This is a genomic window from Bradyrhizobium elkanii WSM2783 (assembly GCF_000472865.1).
GTDB lineage: Bacteria > Pseudomonadota > Alphaproteobacteria > Rhizobiales > Xanthobacteraceae > Bradyrhizobium > Bradyrhizobium elkanii_A.
Window position 1 is genome coordinate 1 of record NZ_AXAP01000202.1, and the last position, 2,013, is coordinate 2,013.

Sequence of the window (2,013 nt, forward strand, 5' to 3'; positions counted from 1 at the left end):
ACCTCCATGACTGCTCCGATTGCTTCCGGCTGGAGCGTTTGCCGGGTGGGACTTGCACCCACTGGAAAGCGCCGCCTTGTCACGGCGCACACCCATTGCGGACCTTCGCGAATGTTTGCTCTTCCGCCGCTTCCAGGGGTACACCGGACATCAACCGTCGTAACCCCCGCCGCTGGAATTTATGAGTACACGGCCTCGTCAATCGTTCAGTGGCTCCTCCGTTACGAATGACTATGCTCCGGAATTCTGTTTACTTCATCGCGCCATCGCTGTTGGAGATGTCGGCGGCTACTTTCCACTCGCCGCCGACCTTCGTCCAAACGGTAACGTATTTGCCGACGTCTTTCACCATTCCTTTATTGTCGTCGAAGCTCAGCTCATAAGTACCGACGTCATAAGCCATGTCGCCATCGTTCGAGACAATGAGCTGAGTGGAGGCGAAGGTCAGGTTGACATTCCTCATGCTGAGCAGTCTCTGCCAGGCGGCGGTGATGGCCACAGTGCCCCGCGCGAGTGGCGCATTGGCGTTGAGCATCGCACCGTCGGACGCATAGAATCCCGCGCAGGCGACCGCGTCTTTAGCCCGCACCGCCGCATCCCATTTCTGGCCCAACTCGCGAATCTTTTGCTCGTCAGCGGACAGGTCAGCACGCACCGGGAGCGCCGCTGCCTTGTCGGCGCAGACCGCGATGCCGATCAGGAGCAGCAGCGTCAAAATCGACAGCGTTCTCCAGGATAGCATCTTCACCTCCATCATCAATATGGGGGGCGGGACGACTGAAGCCTGACCGCTTCGTCGCTCCGGCATTCATCGAGATATCCACCACCCGACAAGAATGAGCTTGCAACGCCGGCGAGGGAAATCACCTCTCGCCATAGAGTCGATAGACGATCGTTATTGCCGCCGCGTGATGCCGTAGCGACGAATGCCACCAGCCGCCTCTACAGAGACTTCTAAACCCGTTGCCGCCGTTGGACCAATCGAGGTTGCGCGTCCCGACGCGCCGCCGTCCTTGACCATGACCCCGGCATTACGGTGGATTTGTCGTGCGCCACGTCGCCGACGGGACGCCGGACCGAGGTAAGAGAGGGAAAGACATCGCCATTTGCAGATGGGGGCAGGATGCCTGCAAGAGAAATTTCGGAAATCCGGAGTTGCGTTCAGGTGTGGTGGTGGCAGGAAGCCAGGTCTGCCGACTCGCCATTCGATCCGAGCTGAACCCGAACGCGCGAGGTCGCCTGTTGGCCCCTTTGAGACATGCCGTCGGACTCTGACAATGTCCGCTTATTGGGGAAGACCCGAAGCACGGATAAGCGGCGCGAATGGCCTTTTCGGACAGAGCGCGATGTCCGTCATGTGTCCCCGAATGCGCTTCAAAGTGGACAACCCGGATTATCGGCGGACGTAGTCGACGATCGGAAAGAAGCCCGGCGCTCAAAAGGGAGCCGGGCGAGGACCAGCGCACGCCATCGTCGTGCAGCTCACGAACAGGCTTGCGGGCTGCCGGCACCGCATTGATCGCATGGTCCATTGAGCCGGCTGACCTCGTTACTTTAACGAATTCGCGCGGCTCAGCAGCGGCACCAGACCGTTTTCATGCGCGGAGATATTACAACAACGGTTAGTTGGTCTCATTATCCGTCGAGCGAAAGCTCCTTAGCTCCACATTTGGAACACAAAACCCATATATCCGCATCACGCTTTACTTCCCCTGTTCCCTGGCGAATTGCAACTGAGCCCTCCAGCCTCGGAGTCCTGAGATGCAAGAGTATTGCGCCTACGTCGTTGGACCAGACGGCCACATCATCAACCGCATAGACCTGCTCTGTGAGAGCGAAGATCAAGCTAAACAGTGTGCCGTGCGATTGGTGGACGGCCAGAACATAGAGCTATGGCAACGCGACCGCCGGATCGCGGGATTTAAAAGGCGACACTAGGCCGCCGCGCCGGCTCGGTCTTCCTTGTCCTCGCCACGCAGTACGATCTTGAGCGCATCATCGGGGAGCGGTCGT

General features: G+C 58.9%; 1 protein-coding gene. It reads right to left on the reverse strand.

Translation table 11 applies throughout. The features are described from left to right. Positions 1-250 precede the first annotated feature (250 nt). Positions 251-808 carry a YybH family protein gene (locus tag YY7_RS0149805; RefSeq protein ID WP_080664228.1) on the reverse strand — a complete coding sequence of 186 codons (558 nt, stop codon included), beginning with the start codon at positions 806-808 and terminating at the stop codon, positions 251-253. Positions 809-2,013: the final 1,205 nt, after the last annotated feature.